At 34.2% G+C, this 17616-nt stretch carries 12 protein-coding genes; 2 read left to right on the top strand and 10 right to left on the bottom strand.

Annotated features, from left to right (window positions below):
• Positions 1–9: 9 nt before the first annotated feature.
• From VB798_RS17970 to VB798_RS17945, 6 genes are all read right to left on the bottom strand, one after another.
• The gene (locus tag VB798_RS17970) at positions 10–990 is read right to left on the bottom strand and encodes a hypothetical protein (protein ID WP_323260848.1); all 981 of its coding nucleotides are present in this window, start codon (positions 988–990) and stop codon (positions 10–12) included.
• Between the two features lie 5 nt (positions 991–995).
• Positions 996–2039 (bottom strand): carboxypeptidase-like regulatory domain-containing protein, encoded by a 1044-nt coding sequence (locus VB798_RS17965; RefSeq protein WP_323260846.1) that lies wholly within the window; start codon positions 2037–2039, stop codon positions 996–998.
• 183 nt (positions 2040–2222) lie between these two features.
• Complete coding sequence (locus tag VB798_RS17960) at positions 2223–2801, bottom strand: glycoside hydrolase family 19 protein (RefSeq protein WP_323260844.1); 579 nt, start codon at positions 2799–2801, stop codon at positions 2223–2225.
• Positions 2802–2936: 135 nt separating this feature from the next.
• Positions 2937–3752, bottom strand: a complete 816-nt coding sequence (locus VB798_RS17955) for a hypothetical protein (RefSeq protein WP_323260842.1) — start codon at positions 3750–3752, stop codon at positions 2937–2939.
• A gap of 225 nt (positions 3753–3977) precedes the next feature.
• Positions 3978–4880 carry a carboxypeptidase-like regulatory domain-containing protein gene (locus tag VB798_RS17950; RefSeq protein WP_323260840.1) on the bottom strand — a complete coding sequence of 301 codons (903 nt, stop codon included), beginning with the start codon at positions 4878–4880 and terminating at the stop codon, positions 3978–3980.
• A gap of 838 nt (positions 4881–5718) precedes the next feature.
• On the bottom strand, positions 5719–9009 hold the full coding sequence (locus VB798_RS17945; RefSeq protein WP_323260838.1) for a UvrD-helicase domain-containing protein: 3291 nt from the start codon (positions 9007–9009) through the stop codon (positions 5719–5721).
• Positions 9010–9468: 459 nt separating this feature from the next.
• Between VB798_RS17945 and VB798_RS17940 the strand changes: the two genes are divergently transcribed.
• Positions 9469–10701, top strand: coding sequence for a DUF819 family protein (locus VB798_RS17940; RefSeq protein ID WP_323260836.1), 1233 nt, complete (start codon positions 9469–9471; stop codon positions 10699–10701).
• Positions 10702–10842: 141 nt separating this feature from the next.
• Here VB798_RS17940 and VB798_RS17935 read toward each other — a convergent pair whose 3' ends face one another.
• Entirely contained in the window at positions 10843–11427 is a 585-nt protein-coding gene (locus VB798_RS17935) for a Crp/Fnr family transcriptional regulator (protein WP_323260834.1), read from the bottom strand.
• A gap of 203 nt (positions 11428–11630) precedes the next feature.
• Between VB798_RS17935 and lepA the strand changes: the two genes are divergently transcribed.
• On the top strand, positions 11631–13418 hold the full coding sequence (gene lepA, locus VB798_RS17930) for a translation elongation factor 4 (protein WP_323260833.1): 1788 nt from the start codon (positions 11631–11633) through the stop codon (positions 13416–13418).
• 150 nt (positions 13419–13568) lie between these two features.
• Here lepA and dacB read toward each other — a convergent pair whose 3' ends face one another.
• The 3 genes from dacB to VB798_RS17915 all read right to left on the bottom strand — a co-directional run bounded on the left by dacB (position 13569) and on the right by VB798_RS17915 (position 17262).
• Positions 13569–15050, bottom strand: a complete 1482-nt coding sequence (gene dacB, locus VB798_RS17925; RefSeq protein ID WP_323260831.1) for a D-alanyl-D-alanine carboxypeptidase/D-alanyl-D-alanine endopeptidase — start codon at positions 15048–15050, stop codon at positions 13569–13571.
• A 185-nt stretch (positions 15051–15235) separates the two neighbouring features.
• On the bottom strand, positions 15236–16684 hold the full coding sequence (gene sufB / locus VB798_RS17920; RefSeq protein WP_323260829.1) for a Fe-S cluster assembly protein SufB: 1449 nt from the start codon (positions 16682–16684) through the stop codon (positions 15236–15238).
• A 104-nt stretch (positions 16685–16788) separates the two neighbouring features.
• A complete protein-coding gene (locus VB798_RS17915; RefSeq protein WP_323260828.1) occupies positions 16789–17262 on the bottom strand; it encodes an Lrp/AsnC ligand binding domain-containing protein in 474 nt (157 codons plus the stop codon).
• Between the last annotated feature and the right edge of the window lie 354 nt (positions 17263–17616).

The raw sequence follows: 17616 nt of genomic DNA, 5'->3' as shown, positions 1-17616 counted from the left end.
CGTAAGTGTTTAAATGAAAGGTTTGATTTGTAAATTTTCCATTATGTCAGGTAGATGTTGTGCAATAGCAAATTCTTGTGTAGGTGAAGAATCATTAAAATCACCTGCTATTTGCAATCCTATTCCAAATTTTTGACTACTATCAAACCACACTGCACCTGAATCCCCTTGAAAAGATATTTCTAAATCATTTTTATTTTGAATATCTTCAGGTTCAAGCCAGCACCCTTCAACCCAAACAATTTGCCCTTCACTAATATGGTCTTGGGAGTGTTTGTAAATACCAATTCCCCGAACGATGGCATCAGTTTTACCAGTGGCTAAGCCAATTTTAGTGACTTTTTCTCCTAATACAGGATATCTTACATCTTGAATGATAATATTTGTTTCGAATAATTCATTTTTAAATGCGATAATATTGTTCACTATCTGCCTTTTAGCAAATATTTGATTCAATTGCGGAACAATTAATTCACATAAAGCGGCATCACCATTTGGGTCATATCTTTTAAATCTTGCTATGGCAAAAACAATATTGGATTTATCAGAAGGTTGTATAACAAACTGCCCATTACTAACAACATGATGTGCTGTCAATAAGGAGACTTTATTAGTTGTAACATCAATGCAAATTAACCCTAATGTTCCCCTATTGTGTCCGTCACCAATATTAATACAGGGTTGGACCACGCTGAATACCTTTGATTGATTAGGATTCTCTTTTGGGAAATTTACTGTTTTATTAAAATGGATCATCGGCATTAACTTCCATACTATGTATTTTTGTGAATCTAATAGTTTTGCTAAGTTTTCCTTATTTTCTTCTGTTTTGCTATTGTCGTTTCCAGAAACAATAACTCTTATTTTTATTTCTTGACTTTCTGCAACCAAATCTATTCCCCAAAAACCTTCTTTCCCTTTTAGTTTTGCAAAAACTAAATTGAGTTCATCAGCCAATAGTGGATACCTTTGTCTAATTATTGATGACATTTTATCTATGGTTGTTTATTCAATACAAGATGCAACGGTTTATTCTCAAAATCACTTGCTTTTTCAATAACAAGATGCTGTTTCATACCCATATTAAACCCTTTATCATCTAGTAAATCAGCACTTATTTGATATATGCCAACAGGGATATTTGTAAATTCAAAAAAACCTTCTTTATCTGTTTTTGTCGTATATATGTTTGAAACTATATTTTTATTAGTTAGCTTAACTTCGCAATTTTCCAATGATAGCTCCTTTAATGTATTGTCTCCAATTATAATATTTCCAGATAAGTTAGCAATCTCTTCTTTTAATACCTCTGCTTGATTATTTGTGTTTTGTACTCCATTCAAAGGAATAATAACATCTTTCAAACGGTTAAGTAGCTCAATGGCTCGTCCAGAAAAAAAACCTAAAATAAATACGAACACAATAGAGTTATTTGAGATTTTATCCAAAGAAATAAGGTTTTGACCAATTAGTAAATTCGAAGAAAAATAAAGAATAAAACTTACTGGAGGAGCATAAAATAGCTTTGCGATATGGTCATATATGAGTTTACTGGAAAATTTCCCAACATTATGTGCATTGACAACTGTGTATAACACACTTGATAAAACTCCAAACCAAATCCAAAAAAATAATTCCGCATAAGCCTTAAACCCTTTCATCCAAAAAAAACTTCTAACTTCAAAAGGATAGCTGGGCAAGACAAGCACTAAATACTCTAGTGAATTTTTATCAACTAATGAATCTATTACTTTACTTGCTTCTTCGTCTTCATTGAGTCCCACTAAAAGGTTAACTTTTAGATAATCTTTGATACCTATCTTAACTGCTGTTTTTTTATTAATAGCACTTTCACTATCTGTTTTACTAATAATAGCATTGATACTTGTAAATTGTTCTGGAGATAATGCTTTTATTTCTTTACCCTCAAAAATGATATGTAAAAAAATATATACGATTACTATAAACCCAGAAGATGAGAGTGCAAATAGGTACCATTGATGAAATAGTCTCTTTTGTTCTTCTTTTTCTTTTTTCATGGAATTTGTATTTATTTTTTTCGACACTGTTTAGAATCTATCAACATATTTAGATTATACCTCAAAGAATATAATATTTGATATAAATACTTTTGAAATAAGAATTATACTTATATAAATGCTCCCTCGCTTGGTGTAATGTAGGAACACTACGCAAAACAAAGGGTTTATTTAGTGGTTTTGCTACAATACATGACTAATGCTTGCATAATATTTTAAAGCATAGTCTTTAATTAAATTAGCTTTATCTGTACCATTAATTATTTTACGGGCATTAAACCAATCTTCGGTTTTGGGATTAAAGTAATCTGAAAGCTTTTTTTTCGTAAACCAGCCTTCTATCATTCCTAAAAACATAATTTGGGTTGCATTTGATAATATCAATACATCTGATGCATTATGCAAAAAGTCTTTTCCAAGTTCTTTTCCTGCACGTTCGTAATTTTCATACCACGTTAGTTGAACAAAGCCTCTTCCATAAAATATTTCATTGGTATCAGTATATGGTTTTTTATTCATCTTTACCCTTGTACCGTAAATCATGTTTTTACCTTTACCCCATTCTTCAATTGGCTGCATGGTTCGCCCTGTTTCATGATGAGTTGTAGCTAACATGTAGGCAAGCCAACGTTCGTCTGATTGACTGTAGTTGGTTTCCCACTCATTCAGGATAGCTGTTAAGCCTTGTAATTGTTTAGGATTTATTGAACCGCCAAATAAGTTAAGCTTGACGTGGTCGAAAAAAAACTTTCTGTTTATCATAATTTAAGTTCTCTTTTTTTAGGGTAACAAACTTTTACCTACTCTTTTAAAGGGAAAGTTTTAATAAAATCGTTTTTTGTGGGACGCTACGCCAAGCGAGGGCGATGGTTTAATCTGATATACAATCTAAACTATTTAATTGCAAATTGTACAATTTTCGATTGAAGAAAACTCTGTTGAATTACACCAAGTCTTGAGAGAAACTACATAAGCATCTCGTTTTCCATTAGATTCTCGTTTTATTTTGTCTGCTGTTGTTTTTGCGTCTTGATAATTTGTGAGTGCTATTGCTGTTCTATACCACTTTCCCTTTTTATAAATTGAAGCATTTGAATTAATTTTTGTTGCCCACTCCAGTTCAGGTTTTGCATCACCTTGACTTATATCTGCCCCAAGAATGACTAAGTATATTGTATTTTCAACTGCGTTAAGATTTGACAAAATTTTTTGCTTTTCAATTTCCGCTGATTCTAAATTTTGCATTTCCTCTTTTGTAGGAGGAGTGTCTTTATTTTCAATCTGATTTAATGTAGATTTGCTTTTTTCTGTGATAATGTTCAATTTACCTTTTTCATTTTCTAAATATGCTGTGTAAGTAATCCATCCATTTTTAAGCTCCCCTTTTGGTGTTACGGAGGAAAAAAACTTACAAAAGTTTATCTTTTTGTCTAGAGTTCCTGTTGTATCAATAACATAAGGAATATATTCATTAAAAGCCATCATTTCGTTTTTATCATACTCTCTTTCTTTAAATAAATCAGCAACTATTAAGGTTACAGTAGCTATAGCGGTTGTAACAATTGAATATTTAAAAAGCTCAATCATCTTATCAAGCTTATCAGGTTCAATAGTTCCTTTTTTTATGTAATAAAAGGCGAAAAACATTGCTACAAGTGTGATTAATATAAATATCCCATAGAGAATAAAAGATAAAGTCCCTGTATTTGCCATCGTATAAATTAGTTTAAAGTTGATTTAAAATATCGTACAAACAACATATAATCACCATATACTCAGTTTTTTTAGTTTATGGAGGTTATATCCACTATATTTTGACTTGTTAATGCTTTTTACCGATTTAAATCAGAAATACTTTTGAGAATTGCCGATTAACAGATTGCTGTAGTTTTTGTTTACCATAAAAGACTCAATCTTAGCTATACCGTAGGTAATCATTTACCCCTCCAACCCCACAAAAACCCGATTCACCTTCCCCATTTTCACCACAAAAGCAGTATCTATATAGTCTTTAAAGCCTGTGGCTTTGATGCTTAGTTGGTAATCTCCGTAGGTTAAGGGCTTGAAAATGAAGTTGCCTTCTTTGTCGCTTTTCGTGGTGACGTTTGTTGAGCCAATGAGGCTAATAGTTGCCCCTTCGATGGCTTTACCATCTACCTTGTTAATCACATTTCCTTTGATTTGGGTTACGGTTTTATTGGGTGCGTCGATATGACGTACTTTCTTATACGTATTCACTAAATCGGGATGTGTTTTGTTAAAAACTACGACTAATCTGTCTAATCTGTTTTTGATTAGTGTATCGGTTTCGTCGATTAGCTTGATGATGTTATCGTTATAGTTTGATTTTTCAGAGATAGTTGTTTTAGTTTTAGGTAATAAAGCGTTATAGTCGTTTATGGCGTCGGTCAATTCATATAATGTGGAGGCTGTGATGCCATAGGTTCCTAGTGCATTGAGGTTTGACTGTGTACTGTTATAAATATTGGTAACGGTTGCGACAATTAAATTTTCCCTGAGTTTCTTTAAATCGCTTAAAGAATAATTCACCTCATCCATCAACACTTTATTGTTAATAGTAACTGCATACGCATATACTATATTGGCTATTTCAGAAGCTACCAAACAAAGCTTTGCTTTGGCAGTGGCTTTATCTGCTGATATGCCTGTTGTGTGCTTAATTTCCCTGACTAAATAGTCTTGAATTTCATTCACTTTAATTGTTAAAGCATTAATAGCCTCTGAAAATGCGGTGTTTGTAGAAACAATTCCTGCATTGTTTTGGCAAAACAATAGTACGCCTCGATACATGTTTACCTCTGATTCTTGTCTAGAGTTCATATAGATATATTAAAATTAAAAATTGATGTAGTTATGATAAACTAATCTAAGTGCTTTTTAAACCTTTGTGTAAATGCCTATTTCTCCTTTTGTAGCACTCTTTTCTTGATTGTATTTGAGTGTTTCTGAACAACTGTTGGGTCTTTCTCAATTATCAGCTACTGTTTCTTGATTGTCATTACCTGTTTCTCAACTGTCAACTACCGTTTCTTGATTGTCATTACCTGTTTCTTGACTGTCAGCTACTGTTTCTCAACTATCAGCTATCGTTTCTTGATTGTAATTCTCTGTTTCTTGACTGTCAGTTATTGTTTCTTAATTGTAATTCTCTGTTTCTTGACTATCAGCTACTGTTTCTCAAATGTTATTACTTGTTTCTTGACTGTCAGCTATCGTTTCTTGCTTGTAATTGATTTTTTGTGACTGTAAACACTTATTGTTCGATTGTAATTTGTGGAGTTTAAGGTGCCACCTATTGTTTAAAATTATCTTATATGTTTTCGTAAGTATCAGGAAATGAATAAGATATTGTGCTTGTTGATTGTTGAGTCAAACTTAGCTAATTGGATTTAAAATGACAAATAAAAAGTCAAAAAACTTATTATTCGGTAAGGTTTTTTGTAAAAACTCAATTTTTGTTCAAAATATCATAGGATAATAATCTTTTGAAGAGATTGATGACCAATAAAAACGGCGAGCTTAAAGGCTCGCCGTTACAGTTTTTTATTTATATTTTATCCTAATGATTGGAAACTTCCATGCAAAAAAACCTTGCGATTAACTTCATTATAATTCTATGATACTAAACCTCAATATACTTGGTATCACAACCTTCTCATCAATCCACCTCCACCACCTGTTCATCTTTTGCTTTTTCTTCTAAATATACCAAAATCCCTTCTACTTTAGCGTGCCCCATTTCTCTGTAGATATTCATGTATTGTCGCACTTGTGTTTTGTGCGAATCTGATTTTGAACCTGTTTTATAATCCAAAATCACGATTTTGTCTTTCAACCTGACTACTCTATCTGGGCGAAGGGGCTTGCCTTTGGGCATCAGAATTTCTCTTTCGTTTTTAATGGCTTCTTCTGCTACTTCAAAAAGTGGTTTGATGGCTGGCAAACTCATAATATTTTCTAAAGTATGCTTTAAGCCTGCTACTTCAGAAGCTGTTATCAAACCTTCTCGTAAAATCTCTTGCAAAGCATAATCAGTATCATGATAAGTCTTGATTTTCGCAAAAGCGGCATGGACTTTATTGCCATAATCTTTACTTTTTTCAAAGGTTTTTAGGTCAAAAAGGCGTTCAGCACTTTGTCTGAGTTTTACTTTATTGCTTCTTTCAAAACTGGTTATGGCACTGATTTCTATTAAATCCTTTACTTTTTCTTTCTTATCTTTTTGCTTTTTGGCTTCGCCTTGATAGATGACTTCAAAATGATTTTCGTCTTCTTCAATCGGTGGACAATTGACAAATTGATACAATTGATTGCCAACTGTTTTGTTAAAATCTTTGATATTTTTCTTAACTATCAAATACAACCTATCTGTGGGGCGAGTAAGTCCTACATAGAGCATATTCAAACTTTCTAAAAAAGTCTTTTCCTTTTCTTCTTTGTATTGATTTACGACTGCCGTTTGCTCCAAAGATTTTGTTACTCTAAGCGGTGCATTTTTTAGGATTTTGTCAGCTTTTTCAGATGATTCATTCGCAATTATTAATTCGTTTTCAACCGGTAAATCAGCCCAAATTTCTGTTCTTAAACTGGTGTCGGTCGTCCAATGACAATAAGGAATAATAACCACAGGAAATTCCAAGCCTTTAGATTTGTGAATACTCATTACATTTACAGCCTCTTGTCCTTCGGGCGTAGAGATAGAAAGTAATTCCTTTTTAGCTTCCCAATATTGCAAGAAATCGGTAAGATGTGTGCTCTTCTTGGTCTGAAATTCGAGGATAACATCCAAAAAGCGAAAGAGGAAATCTAATTCTTTGTGATGTTCAAAAAGAAAGAAAGTATTGATAATCTTCTCGGCGATTTCATACAAAGCCATTTGCTGTAAATCAAAAGATGCTAAAGCGTAGCCTTCGTCTTCTATCAATTCATAAAACAAAGCTATATCACCAGACTCGATGGCTTTTTTGATAAAGTGATTATCTTGTGTATCAGGGATTCTATGTAAAACTACTCGGTAAAATAAATAAATGGCTTCATACTTCGATAAAGTATTTTCTGGATTTTGCACGACTTTCATCAAAGAAATCACCAAATTAACGGCATCTGAAGCACTCAAATTTAGAGAATCTGAAGAAACAACATCAATATTAGCATCTTTCAAAGCATTAGCGATGATTCTGCCATGCTTATTTTTTCTACATAAAATAGCAATGTCGGCATAATTATAGCCCGCTTCACGTGCCTCATCAATTAATGTAATTATTCGTTCGAACATGATTTCATCCTCTACTTCTCCCTGTAAAAAATCAATTTCTACATGACCGCCTTCTTTTGGTTTTGGCGGTACTTGTTGCGCAAATAATTCATCATAAACAAAAGGAAGGCTAGTAGCAATGCTTTCGTTTTCGGCAGAATCTTTTATAAAACCAAACAAATCGTTATTGAAAGTAATTACCTCTTTGGTACTTCTGTAATTGGTACTCAGGTTTTCGGGCTTTAAGTATGGACGAATGCTGGCGTATCTTTCTATCAAGAAATCATTTTCTTCGTTGCCTTCCACCAATCTTTCTAAATTGTCTTTGTGTAAATGCACAATCAATTCCATTTCTCCGCCTCTGAAACGGTAAATAGATTGTTTGGCATCTCCAACCGCCAAATTGAAATGTCCGTTTGCTAAAGCGTTTTCTACCAAAGGCAAGAAATTATGCCATTGAAGCGTAGAAGTATCTTGAAATTCATCAATCAGAATATGATTATATTTTTCTCCCAAACGTTCATAGACAAACGGAATGGGTTCTTTCATCACAATTTCAAAGATTTTACGGTTAAATTCTGAAATATGAATTTGCCCGCTTTCATTTTGAATGGCAGCAATTTCCTTTTTTAGCTGACTCAACAAAGCTAATTTCTTGGTCTGTTTAAGAATCTCTTTGAAGAGTATATATTTTGATTTTTCGTTGTCCTGAATAGAAAAAATATTACTTAAATAACTACTTAATTCGTCTGAAATACCATCAATTGCTGCCTTAATTCCACCTTTTTGTGTTTTTGAATACCAGTGATTTTCCTCTACGGCTTTCATCACATAAGAATTTGGCGAAGCAAAAACATCATTTTGCAATTTCAAGAAATAAGCTCCCACACCCGAACGACTTTGGAAGAAATCCCCAATCGTTAAACCCGCAGAATCTATACTTTCTAAAGCTACTTGTGAGATAGTTTTGATTTTAGTTTCCAAATATTCGCAATAAGCCTTTGTTTGTCCTTCAATTTGGAGAAAATCTTCTGCTTCTAAATCCGCAATATTGTCGATAGCTTCTTGATGTTGGTCAGATAAAAGGCTTTTTCCGAAAACAGACAATTCTCCAGCCAAACCATTCCAAGATTTTCCTTCATCTGCTTTTTCCATCGCAAAACTTTTGATGGCTAAAGTAATTTGCTCGAAATGCTCTGTATTTACTTTCTGTAATAATTGCTCAACTGCGGCATCCAAGAGTACTTCAGAATCAAGGCTTACTTCAAAATTGAAAGGAAAATCTAATTCCTCTGTAAAAGCAGAAACGATTTTCTGAACAAACGAATCTATCGTAGAAACAGAGAAATTGGCATATTCATGAATGATATGTTTAAAGGTTTTAGACGCTCTTGCACGCAACTCTTCTTCATCAATTTCAATCCCTTCTTCTTGTAATTCCTCCAAAATTTGCTTTAAGATTCCTTCCGATTCTTTCCGGTCTTGCAAATCTTCAGAAGCAAATTGATGCAAGTATTTCAAGATTCTTTCTTTCATTTCACCAGCGGCTTTATTCGTAAAAGTCACTGCCAAAATATGGTTGAAATAAAAAGGAGAAGTAGTTTTAAGGGCTAATTTGATGTACTCTTTCGCCAAAGTATAGGTTTTCCCAGAACCAGCAGAGGAAGAATATATTTTGAATTTCGGGCTTTGCATTTTTTTGATTTCGGGTTTCGGATTTATTTAGATGAAAGAGGCAAGACAAAAGACACAAGAGAAAAAGGTTTAGAATAGCATTTCAAAAGAAGTGACAGACACTCTATCTTTTGCTTAGTGCTTGTCACTTTTATCAAAATCATGTCAAATGTCAGGTTCAGTGTCTCCACTAAACATCTCGACTGGTGGTTTGTGAGACACAAACCACGGCAAGAGAAACAAGAGATGCTTTAAAATAGAATTTCAAATGCAGTTCTCTTATCTCCGCTGAATAATCTTTAATAGTTTGTGAGACACAAACTACGGCAAAGAAAAGCCTTTTGCTAATGCCTTGTTTCCTTCCTCTTGCTGCTTTTATCTCAAATCTTGCTTCTTGTCTCTTGCTTCTTGTCTCTTTACATCTAAATCTTATTGCAAATTACAAAAAGCCTGTAAATTTGTTTATCATAATCCCTCATCATGCAACAAACATTTATTACAAACGATGCCATTATCTTCGGAATACTACTTGGTATCATCTATTTTACCTTTTATACATCTTCATTAGAGAATCGTTTTTGGAAACGTTTTTATACATTCTTTCCAAGTATTTTAGTTTGTTACTTCGTTCCCGGTTTATTAAATGCCTTTCATATTGTAGATGGCGAAAATTCTAAATTGTACGATGTAGCCTCTAAATACTTATTGCCAGCTTGTCTTTTGTACTTTACCATTAATATTGATTTTCAAGCATTGAAGCAATTAGGCGGAAAAGCCATCATTGTTTTCTTAGCAGGAGCTTTGGGCGTAATGGTTGGTGGCCCTGCATCGCTTTGGATTGTGAAAATGATTAGTCCAGAAACAGTTTCGGGAGAAACTTGGCGAGGTTTAGCAACCATCGCAGGTAGTTGGATTGGTGGAAGTGCGAATCAGACGGCTTTAAGAGAAGTATTTAATCCTGCTCCAGAGGTTTTTTCTCAAGCCATCGCCATTGATGTACTTACCGCAGAGCTTTGGTTGGCTTTATTATTGTATGGCGTGGGTCATGCCACAAAAATTGATAAATTGTTTCGAGCAGACACCAGAGCAGTTGATGAAGTCCGCCAGAAAATTGAAAAAAGAGCCAAAGAAAATGCAAGAAACCCAAATGTAGAAGATCTTTTAAAGATTCTCTTTATCGGTTTTGGCGTAACAGCCATCGCTCATGCTTGTTCAGATATGATTGTGCCTTTTATCGAAAACAATTATCCAAATCTCAAAAAGTTTAGTCTTACATCTTCCTCTTTTTGGGTGATTTCATTAGTAACTATTTTTGGTTTAATACTCTCACAGACCAAAGCAAAGCAAATTGAAGATGTTGGTGCATCAAAATTTGGTTCAATATTTCTGTTTATTCTTATTGCAACGATTGGAATGAAAATGGACATTTTTGCCGCTTTAGAAAAACCTCAACTTTTTTTAGTAGGCATCATTTGGATGTTATTTCATGCCAGCTTTACTTTAGTTGCGGCATATCTGACCAAAGCGCCTTACTTTTTTACAGCTGTTGGGTCACAGGCAAATGTTGGCGGAGCAGCATCTGCCTCGGTTGTGGCCGCAGCATTTCATCCTTCATTGGCTTCAGTAGGAGTATTATTAGCCATTCTAGGCTACGCACTCGGTACTTATTGCGGATACCTTACGGGTTTGATGATGCAATGGGTGATTGAGTAATTATGAGTTTTGAATGATGAATTATGAATAAATTGTAGCTTTCAAATAAGCTGTTTTATTCAAAATAGACTTTTGTGAATCGTTAAATTGATTAACCACTCAACATACAATACATAATTCATCATTCAAAACTCATCATTCCTAAAGTCCTTTCTTCAATCTACTCAACGATTGTGGCGTAATGTTGAGGTAGGAAGCAATAATATGTTGAGGAATTTTCTTTTCAACTGCTGGAAATTCAATCAGTAATTTCTGGTAGCGCAATGTGGCGTCATCGAGCATAAAAGAACGTACTCTGTTTCTTTCTTCGCAAAAATAAAATTGATTAATGAGTCTCCCTGCTCTTTCCCAACCGTGGAATTTGTCGAAAAGCCATTGTAAACGCTCGTGTGTGATGTACAATAACTTACAATCTTCAAGAGCATCTAAATAATCAGTAGAAGGTTGTTGAGAAGCAAAGCTTACTTGTTCTGTGAAGATAGTTCCATCAAAGGCGAAGTTGAAGGTTCTATTTTGTTCTCCATCTACTTTGGTATAAGCTCTCAGTGTACCTTGTAGAATAAAATAAATTTCATTACAAACATCACCTTCTTTTAGCAGAATATCTCCTTTCTTGCAGGTTTTGTATTGTAACTTACTAACGAATGATTTTACCTCCCTTTCAGAAAGTACCACGAATTTGCTCAGGTACTCAACGATGGGGTAAACTTCAGGGGTTAATTTCATGGCGGTAATGAAGTTTAAATGAATTTTGTTTAGTTTAGATAAAAATTAGCCATATCGACCTTTATTCTTATCTCTTTTCTAATTACTTATTATCTTTTTCAAAGTTAAGGACGTAATTTTGTAAAAAGTATAAGTAAATCCTGTATTAGAGCTGGTAAGTTATACAGCAACTTGAAATAAATCAATACCGTAAAATAAATAACGTGAAAAACATACGTAACTTTTGTATTATTGCCCACATTGACCACGGAAAGAGTACGCTCGCTGACCGATTAATTGAATTTACAAATACCGTTCAAAAACGGGATATGCAAGCTCAATTATTGGACGACATGGACTTGGAGCGTGAGCGTGGTATCACTATCAAATCGCATGCAATACAAATGAATTTCCCTTATAAAGGAGAAGAATATGTATTCAATTTGATTGATACGCCGGGTCACGTGGATTTTTCTTATGAAGTTTCACGCTCAATTGCTGCTTGTGAAGGTGCTTTGTTGATTGTAGATGCAGCTCAAGGAATTGAAGCACAAACTATCTCAAACCTTTTCTTGGCTTTGGGGCATGACCTAGAAATTATTCCTGTATTAAATAAAATTGACCTTCCGGGTGCAATGCCAGAGGAAGTAAAAGATCAAATCGTTGATTTATTAGGTTGTGATCGTGATTCTATCATCCATGCTTCTGGTAAAGAAGGCATTGGTATAGAAGATATTTTGATTGCCGTTGTTGAAAGAATCCCTGCTCCGAAAGGTGACCCTGCCGCTGAATTACAAGCTTTAATTTTTGACTCTGAATTTAATTCATACCGTGGTATCGAAGTAATGTTTAGAGTATTCAACGGAGAAATCAAAAAAGGAGACAAAGTAAAATTCATTGCAACGGGTAAAGAATACTTTGCAGATGAAATCGGTACTTTACGTTTAGAAAAAGAACCAAGATTATCCATCAAAGCGGGCGACGTAGGTTATTTGATTTCGGGTATTAAAGAAGCCAAAGAAGTAAAAGTTGGTGATACGATTACGCACCGTGACCGTCCTTGTAAAGAATCTATTCATGGTTTTGAAGAAGTAAAACCAATGGTTTTTGCAGGTATTTATCCTGTTGAAACGACTGAATTTGAAGATTTGCGTGATGCAATGGGGAAACTCCAATTGAATGATGCTTCACTTGTTTGGGAACCTGAAACATCAATGGCATTAGGTTTTGGTTTCCGTTGTGGTTTCTTAGGAATGCTACACATGGAAATCGTTCAAGAACGTTTGGAACGTGAATTTAACATGACGGTAATTACAACTGTTCCTTCGGTGAAATTCAATGTTAAATTAACAAATGGCGAAGAACTTTGGGTTTCTGCTCCGTCTGAATTACCTGAACCGAACTTGATTGACCACGTTGAAGAACCAATTATCAAAGCACAAATCATTACTAAATCTGATTATGTAGGAGGAATTATGAAATTGTGTTTGGATAAACGTGGAGTACTTTCAAACCAAATTTATTTAACTTCAGATAGAGTTGAATTACAATTCGATTTACCACTTTCAGAAGTAGTATTCGATTTCTTCGATAAATTAAAAACGATTTCTCGTGGTTATGCGTCTTTGGATTATGAATACAAAGGCTATCAAGAAGGAGAAATGGTGAAGTTGGATGTGATGTTGAATGGTGAAAAAGTAGATGCACTTTCAGCAATCGTTCACCGTGACAAAGCTTATGAATGGGGAAAACGTCTTTGTGAAAAGTTACGTGAATTATTACCAAGACAACAATTTGATATTGCTATTCAAGCGGCAATCGGACAAAAAATCATTGCTCGTGAAACCGTTAAAGCTTTAAGAAAAGACGTAACTGCAAAATGTTATGGTGGTGATATTTCTCGTAAAAGAAAATTATTAGAGAAACAGAAAAAAGGTAAAAAGAGAATGCGTCAAGTAGGAAATGTAGAAATTCCGCAAGAAGCATTTATGGCTGTTTTGAAGTTAGACTAAGCATTTCATTAAAAAATCCGTTATCAGTTAATTGTTATCCGTTCGGACTAGCAATTAATTGATAACAGATTTTCATTAAATCTAATACCAGTAACTTTATTTCTTTACTCTATTCACTCAATCACAATTCACTAACTCACAACTAAACCTTCACAACTCCACCATCATTGTTATCAATTTTTCTAGTTCTTTCGTAGCTGAACCAAAATCTGAATTATATTTATTCAGCATAAAAGAGAAACACATCAATTCTCCATTTTTAGCAGTAAAGTATCCAGCATAAGCTCTTACTCCTTCAATAGAACCACTTTTCGCTCTGACATTCCCAACCGCTTTTGATTTCTTTCCCAAATGTGCCACCGTTCCAGATTCACCAACTACTGGTATTGATTCATAAAATGCTTTGAATGATTTTTCAGAGTACATCGCTTTTAAAATATCCGTCATATTATCTGCCGTAATGCCATTAGAAGGTGAAAGTCCACTACCATCTTTGATATTAAAACCTGATAGATTAACCCCTTTACTTTGCCAAATTTGTTTCAAACCTTTTATAGCATCTTTAGTAGAATTTCCAAAAGATGAAATTGCCGAAAATGTTTTCAGAAAAGCTTCGGCATAAAGGTTGATACTCTGGTAATTACAAGCTTTTGAAAGTTCTCCAAGCGGAGGCGAAGTATATACAGCGATATTCATGGTTTGCAAAGGTTTTTGATAGGTCATTTTCTTTTTACTTACTTCCAAAGACGACAGTGGATTATCTTGTACTTTGATGCCAATTTCTTCTAATTTCTTTTGTAAGGAATAAGCCGCAAATAAAGCTGGGTCTGGAATAGAACCTTTTACCGCAAAAGTATCGCCAGCAGGTACAAAACCCTGCATCACTAAAATATCTTGATAAGGTGTACTATAAATATTTACTTGGTCGCCAGTTTTAGGCTTGTCTGTTAATACTTTATTGATTTTTTGATAATAGGGGAGGTCTGGAATTGTTTTTACCAATGTAGCTTCACCTAAATATTGTGAAGGTTTAAAAACGGCATAATACAGGTTTTCATGAATGTTTAAACCATAAGCACCTGCTCCGTAATAGTTTCCCATATCTGTCCAAATCCAAGTATCAGGCAAAACATTTTCTTCAAATAGACTAGCATCCGCAAATACTCTTCCTTTGATTTCCTTGATGCCCAAAATCTTAATTTTTTGTGTCCAAGTATCAAACAAAGTTTTATAATCCATTTGTTTTTCGATACGCCAAGAACCCAGCGAAGGGTCACCTGAGCCTTTGATGATAATATCTCCAGTTAATACAGAATCCGCAATTTGTCCACTGTAATTTAATTGGGTTGTATAAGTATAATTTTCTCCTAAGGTCGATAATGCCGTTGCGGAGGAAATCAATTTTAAAGTTGAAGCAGGAGCGAGGCTTTTTTGAGCATTATGGCTCACCAATACTTTATTCGTTGTTACTGATTTAATACTGATGCCCATCATTCCATTAGCCATAAAAGGAGTATTGGCTAAGCCTTCTACATATTTTTGAAATTGTACTTGTTTAGCTTTATTGTCAAGAGAATCGGGCGTTTTTGATAAAGTAAGGACATGGAAAATACTTAACAAAAATAGTTTCATATAAATAAGAAGGATTATTGATGAATGTTGATACTTAACAAAGATAATTAAAAGCGAAAAATAACCTAATCCTTTTTGTAGAGCCTTACTGAATTTAAGTAAATCCTATTATGAAAGACAGAAAATAGAAAAGGCTACCATTTTCATAGTAGCCTTTTGATGAATTATAAAATCCAATTTTGAATCTATCCAACTGAACCCTCTAATGATACTGCTAGCAGTTTTTGAGCTTCAACAGCAAATTCCATTGGCAATTGGTTCAATACTTCTTTAGCATAACCGTTTACAATCAAAGCAACGGCTGCTTCAGTAGAAATACCACGTTGGTTACAATAGAACAATTGGTCTTCTCCGATTTTAGAAGTCGTTGCCTCGTGTTCTACAGTAGCCGTTTTATTTTTTACTTCAATATATGGGAAAGTATGCGCTCCACAACGGTCGCCCATTAAAAGAGAATCACATTGAGAAAAGTTACGAGCATTATCTGCACGTTTCATTACTTCTACTAATCCACGATATGAATTGTGAGATTTACCTGCTGAAATACCTTTAGAAACAATTCTTGATTTAGTATTCTTACCAATGTGAATCATTTTTGTACCAGTATCAGCTTGTTGCATATTATTTGTAACAGCAACTGAATAAAATTCACCGATAGAATTATCTCCTTTTAAAATAACAGAAGGATATTTCCACGTAATCGCCGAACCTGTTTCTACCTGGGTCCAAGAAATTTTAGAATTTGCTCCCTCACAAATACCACGTTTTGTTACGAAGTTATAAATTCCACCTTTTCCTTCTTTATCGCCAGGATACCAGTTTTGTACAGTTGAGTATTTTACTTCAGCATTTTCATGAGCAACAATTTCAACTACCGCTGCGTGCAATTGATTTTCATCACGCTGAGGAGCTGTACAACCTTCTAAATAACTAACATAAGAACCTTCATCTGCAACAATCAAAGTACGTTCGAATTGTCCAGTTCCTGCGGCATTAATACGGAAGTAGGTTGAAAGTTCCATCGGGCAACGAACACCTTTTGGAATATAGCAGAAAGAACCATCAGTAAATACTGCGGCATTGAGAGCTGAAAAGAAGTTATCTTTTACTGGCACAACTGAACCTAAATATTTTTTGATTAATTCCGGATGATCTTGAATTGCTTCCGACATCGAGCAGAAGATGATTCCTCTTTTCGCTAAATCTGCCTTAAAAGTAGTTGCTACCGAAACAGAGTCAATAACGGCATCAACAGCAACATTTGATAAACGTTTTTGTTCGTTTAATGAAATACCTAATTTCTCAAAAGTAGCACGTAATTCTGGGTCAATATCATCTAATGATTCCAAAACTTTTGCTTGTTTTGGAGCAGAATAATATTTAACAGACTGATAGTCAACTGGTTTGTAATGAACGTTTGACCATTTCGGTTCTTCCATTGTCAACCAAGTACGGTAAGCACTTAGTCTTAAATCAAGCATCCATGCTGGTTCGTTTTTCTTTGTTGAAATCAATCTGATTACGTCTTCACTCAAACCTGCTGGCACTTCGTCAGTTTCGAAGTGACTTTGAAAACCATATTTGTACTCCGAGGAGGTAACTTCCTCTAATATATCAATTTCTTCTTTTGCCATTGCTTTAGGTAGTAATTATCCTACAAAAATAAGCCAAAAAAACGAAGAATAGTTCGCCTGTTTAGATTTTTTCTAAAAAGGCTACCCAGAAAGTGCTAAAATTATTAACCTTTATAGCCAAAAGGTACTGAACGATTTATACTTTCTTCTAAAGAAATAAATGTTTCAGTTCTTTGAATGCCCTGTACTTTTTGAATTTTATCGTGAAGCACTTCTCTTAAATGAACAGTATCACGACAAACAATTTTTGCAAAAATTGAATAAATACCTGTCGTATAATTAATACTTACTACTTCTGGAATTTTGATAAGTTGTTCGGCAACTTCAGCATAAAGCGAGCTTTTATCTAAATAAATTCCCAAAAAGGCAGCTATGTCCCAACCCAATTTAGTATGGTCTATCACCAATTGTGAACCTTTAACAATTCCAGCTTGCTCCATTTTTCCCATTCTTACATGGACAGTTCCGCCTGAAACATTGATTTTTTTACCAATTTCTGTGTAAGGCATGGTGGCATCTTGCATTAAAAGTCCTAAAATTTTCAAATCAGTTTCGTCGATTTCGACATTCTTTTCCATATCATAAGTATTTTGACTCAAATAAAATTTAAAATTTTACAAAAAACAACACTTTTGAAAAGAAATTATTAACAAATTTTAAATAAATCCACTTCGGAATTGAATATAATGTAAATTTTAAGTTTTTTTTATGTAAAATTTGCAAAAGAATAAATGACGAGCTAACTTTGCATTGTCAAGTTAAAAGAAACGAAGACAACCACACTGTAGGGTGATGAAATTTGGCAGACGTACCCTCCTGTCTCGGGGGTGGTGAACATGAAATAAAGTAAGTGTAATGCCCATCGCAAGATGGACTGGGGTTGACCACCAGACTTTGTACTTTACCTAATCACACCGTGGAGGTTCGAATCC

The sequence above is a fragment of the Arcicella lustrica genome (genome assembly GCF_034930985.1).
Classification (GTDB): domain Bacteria; phylum Bacteroidota; class Bacteroidia; order Cytophagales; family Spirosomataceae; genus Arcicella; species Arcicella lustrica.
The sequence above is the reverse complement of the archived record's forward strand: the minus strand, read 5'-3'. Positions and strand labels throughout refer to the sequence as shown.

What these genes read in the sequence shown, in the direction of transcription:
- VB798_RS17970 (WP_323260848.1), bottom strand. Translation starts at nt 990, where the DNA reads ATGTCATCAATAATTAGACAAAGGTATCCACTATTGGCTGATGAACTC.
- VB798_RS17965 (WP_323260846.1), bottom strand. Translation starts at nt 2,039, where the DNA reads ATGAAAAAAGAAAAAGAAGAACAAAAGAGACTATTTCATCAATGGTAC.
- VB798_RS17960 (WP_323260844.1), bottom strand. Translation starts at nt 2,801, where the DNA reads ATGATAAACAGAAAGTTTTTTTTCGACCACGTCAAGCTTAACTTATTT.
- VB798_RS17955 (WP_323260842.1), bottom strand. Translation starts at nt 3,752, where the DNA reads ATGGCAAATACAGGGACTTTATCTTTTATTCTCTATGGGATATTTATA.
- VB798_RS17950 (WP_323260840.1), bottom strand. Translation starts at nt 4,880, where the DNA reads ATGAACTCTAGACAAGAATCAGAGGTAAACATGTATCGAGGCGTACTA.
- VB798_RS17945 (WP_323260838.1), bottom strand. Translation starts at nt 9,009, where the DNA reads ATGCAAAGCCCGAAATTCAAAATATATTCTTCCTCTGCTGGTTCTGGG.
- VB798_RS17940 (WP_323260836.1), top strand. Translation starts at nt 9,469, where the DNA reads ATGCAACAAACATTTATTACAAACGATGCCATTATCTTCGGAATACTA.
- VB798_RS17935 (WP_323260834.1), bottom strand. Translation starts at nt 11,427, where the DNA reads ATGAAATTAACCCCTGAAGTTTACCCCATCGTTGAGTACCTGAGCAAA.
- dacB (WP_323260831.1), bottom strand. Translation starts at nt 15,050, where the DNA reads ATGAAACTATTTTTGTTAAGTATTTTCCATGTCCTTACTTTATCAAAA.
- sufB (WP_323260829.1), bottom strand. Translation starts at nt 16,684, where the DNA reads ATGGCAAAAGAAGAAATTGATATATTAGAGGAAGTTACCTCCTCGGAG.
- VB798_RS17915 (WP_323260828.1), bottom strand. Translation starts at nt 17,262, where the DNA reads ATGGAAAAGAATGTCGAAATCGACGAAACTGATTTGAAAATTTTAGGA.